This is a genomic window from Aeromonas sp. HMWF015, assembly GCF_963878965.1.
Classification (GTDB): domain Bacteria; phylum Pseudomonadota; class Gammaproteobacteria; order Enterobacterales; family Aeromonadaceae; genus Aeromonas; species Aeromonas veronii.
Genome location: NZ_CAWNZT010000103.1, coordinates 15,617 through 19,161, shown reverse-complemented (window position 1 = coordinate 19,161; position 3,545 = coordinate 15,617). Strand labels below are relative to the sequence as shown.

Annotated in this window: 2 protein-coding genes and 1 pseudogene; all 3 read right to left on the bottom strand. The window is 59.4% G+C overall.

Annotated features, from left to right (window positions below):
• The coding region (locus AACS18_RS05110) for an acetate uptake transporter (protein ID WP_181363411.1) at positions 1–109 on the bottom strand (109 nt) is incomplete at its 3' end.
• Positions 110–334: 225 nt separating this feature from the next.
• On the bottom strand, positions 335–3,355 hold the full coding sequence (locus tag AACS18_RS05105; protein ID WP_108613876.1) for a DUF748 domain-containing protein: 3,021 nt from the start codon (positions 3,353–3,355) through the stop codon (positions 335–337).
• A gap of 52 nt (positions 3,356–3,407) precedes the next feature.
• A pseudogene (locus AACS18_RS23110) lies at positions 3,408–3,545 on the bottom strand (ABC transporter substrate-binding protein); the annotation flags it as partial.

Sequence of the window (3,545 nt, the reverse complement as noted above, 5' to 3'; positions counted from 1 at the left end):
TCATGGCGCTGATGGGGAAGAAACCTGCGTTATGGATGTTCAGCAGGATGGTGGTCATACCGAAACCCATCAGACCCAGAGGGGCAGGGTTGGCCAATTTTTCGCTCACGTGGCGTTCTCCAAAAATAGAGGTGGGGGTTAACAAAAGACGCGCGATTTTAGGCAGGCAGTGGCGCGCCCGCAAGGGGGCAAGGGGGATAAATCGTAAAAAAACTACGTGATTATTTGCATCAGAGGCCAAATGCTCACCAAGGCAGGCTGTTTGGTGAGCAAAAGGTGTCAAAATAGTTGAGGGGTTGTATTTTTATTACGCTTTTTACGAAGTGCGGCGGCCTTACTGATCTAGTGTCAGGATCACTTTGGCTTCCTTGTCCTCTTCCTTGACCTGGCTGTCGAGCACGAACAGCCGCTCCGGGGCGATCCCCTGGCTGTCGACCAGAAACTCCTTGGTATTTTGCGCCCGGCGCATGGCGAGATTGCGCAGGGATTTGGCGGTGATGAGCTGCTGATCTCGCAGCAGGATCACAGCTTGGGCCCGCAGTGCCGCGCTCTCTTCATCCAGATGGAGCCGAGCGGCCAGGTCATCCAGATCTTCGCCAAAGCGCTCTTCATAGGCCCGGGCCAGCGCCTCTTGCAGGGCGGGGTCCTGTTCCAGCAGGTCGAGATCCGCCTGATTGCCGGTGAGCTTGGCCAGTACCCGCTCCAGTTTTTGCCGTTGCAGGATGGGGCGCTCCTCGTTGAAGTTGACCTTGCCGCGAATGTTCATACTGAGCTTGGGTCTATCCTTGAGGGCCTGCGCCAGCTTGACCAGTTTCTCCTGCTGGGTGGGGGTGAGATCGGGATCCCCCGGCAGGAAGGGAAGTTCGTCGAGATCTTCGGTGCCATCGGCCAGCGAGGCGAGCAGGGAGAAGGGGGAGGTGATCGCCTTGCTCAGGGTGTTGCCCAGCACATTCCAGAAGATATTGCCGATGCTGAAGTCCGGTTGATCGAGATCGCCCTTCACCTTGAGGTTCATCTGTATCACCCCGTTGGCATCGCTCAGCAGGGCGATGGCCAGCCCCAGCGGCAGATCCTTGGCCTGATCGCTCTTGATCTTCTCGCCCAGTTGCAGCTTCTTGATGGTGATGTCGTTATCCCCCTCCAGCCGGTTGCCCTCCAGCTTGTAGTGCAGCTTCATGGAGAGCTGCCCCTTGTCGATGGCATAACCGGCATAGGTGCCCGAGTAGGGGGTAAAGGTGGTGAGCTCCAGATTGTTGAAGGCCACCGCGATGTCGAGGAGCGGGTTGGCGACCAGCAGGTTGGTGCCGCCGCGGATGGTCACCGGCGCATAGCGATCCACCTTGCCGTTGAAGGCGAGATCGGAGCGTTGCCCCGGAATATTGCTGATATGACGGCTCTGGCCGCCCAGCGAGGCGATATCGGCCACAAAATCTTGGCTCAGGCTGCGATCGGCAAAGCGCAGGTTGCCCTGCTCGGTGCGCAGCTGATCGATGGTGAAGCGAAAGTCGGGGCCCTTGCTGCCAGTGCTCGTCTTGCTGCCTGCAGCCGCTTGAGTACTGTTGGTCGCCGCCGGTTGTGGCAACAGCAGCTGTTGCAGGTTGGTGGTGCCATCCTCATAGATTTCGATGCGGGCGAAGGGTTTGTGCAGGGCAATCTCCTTGATCCGCATCTGCTGGCTGATGCCGTCGTACGTCAGACCGGTGAGAGCCAGGGTGTTGAACTCCAGTAGCCGCTGATTGTCTGCCCGATCGACCACCTTGAGCCCGTTGACATCGAGCCCCCCTTGCAGGGTCAGCTTGCTGAGATCTCCCTGGGCGGTGGTCGCGAGATCGAGCCGGGTCTTGCTGCTCAGCAGCCCGTTTTGCACCTTGATGCGTACCAGATCGGCCAGATAGGGTTGTGCCAGCGTCAGGGGCAGCCCCTGCTGGTTGATGTCGCCGCTTAAGGTGAAAGGAGTCAGGGTCAGTTGGCCATCAAAGGTGAGGGGGCTGCTCTGGTTGAACTGGGTGGCCAGAGTCAGTTTGCTCGGTTGCACCCCCTTGCTGCCCAGTGGCCCCAACGCCAGCTTGAGGCCGGAGAGCTGGCGTGCCAGTGGTCTGCCGCTGCTCGATTCGGTAAGGGTGAGATCACCCTTGTCGATAACGATCTGTTTGATCTGCCATTGCCAGGGTTTGTCTGCCTCGTGTTTCTTGCCGTTACCGGCTGCCTTTGTTTGTTGTGCCGACTTGGGCGCCTCATTGTTGGCCACCTCGTTTGCGGCGTTGGCCCCTTTGACGGGTTTGGCGGGGGCCGGTGCAATGAGCAGATCAGCCAGATCCAGCTCCTGCTGTGGGTTGAGGGTGGCTTTGAGCAGGGGCTGTTGCACAGTGACCTTGCCGATCTGGATCGACTGTTTCTGGCCATCTACAGCCAGATCGCTAAGGGCCAGCTGGCCGAAGCGGGCAAATTCGTCGCCCTTGTGTTTTTTAAGCTGCCAGTTGTCCAGCGTCAGCTTGCCTTTGGACAATTGCCACAGTACCCCTTGCTTGCCCTCTTTAAGCTGGTACTCCACCTCTGCATTGGCGTGGCCCTTGGCCAGATCCAGCTTGAGATAGGGTGCCCAGAGCGGGGCGAAGGGTTTCAGGTCGACCTGCTTGAGGCTCACCTTACCCTGACCCATGCCGCTCATCACATCGAGCTTGCCGTGAGCGGCGAGGCTGCTTTTGCCGTTGATGGCGGTGCTCAGCTGATAGGCGGTCGGATGGTTTGCCTCGGTGCGCAGGTTATCGAGCTTGAGGGTCACTTTTTCCAGATTGAGGGGCGGCAACCAGCCGGGTTCGCTCTCCTTGCGTTGATCCTGATAGCGCACATGGCCGTCAGTGACCGCGATGCTGGCGATGTCGACCAGTAGCGGGGCGCTGGCTGTCTCGGGCTCGGGGGAGGGCGCAGGGGCGAGCAGGGTGGCCAGCGCATCGGTCAGATTGAGTCGAACATCCCCCTTTTTGTCTGCCAGCCGTTGCAACTGCACCACGGGGTTAGTCAGGGTGACGGCGGAAAGCACGACCCCTTTCTGCTGCCAGCTGGCTTGCAGGTCGGGGGTGATAAAGAGCTGCTCAAAACGGACGATAGGCTGCTGTTTGGCATCGAGCAGGGCGGTCGCGCCGAGGGTGAGAGATGGGTTGCGTACTCCTACGTCAATCTCCCCCAGCGTCAGTTGCAGGCCATAGTGCTCGGCCAGCCAGCCGGGCAGATAGCGCTGGATCAGACGGGGGGTTTGCCACAGCAGCAGAGTGATCAGGATAAGAAACAGCAGGAAAGCGTAGGCAAGGTAGCGCAGCAAGCGGAGCTTGGGGAACGCGGGCTCGGTGGTGTTCATTTGGTGCACTCCCATTTGGTTCCCGCCATGGTACAGAAAAGCTGGATAGTAATCATGGGGTTGCGTGCTGTTGTACGCCGTACTTTGTCCAAAGGCGCTCCAGTTCCCCCTTTTGTTGCAGCGCTGCCAGCCACTGCTCCAGCTGGGCAGGGGTAATGGGGGCCTCAGGGTGAAGGATGGCACGGTGTTG

Excerpts from the sequence above, each read along its gene's own strand:
- AACS18_RS05105 (WP_108613876.1), bottom strand. The coding sequence starts at position 3,355 with ATGAACACCACCGAGCCCGCGTTCCCCAAGCTCCGCTTGCTGCGCTAC.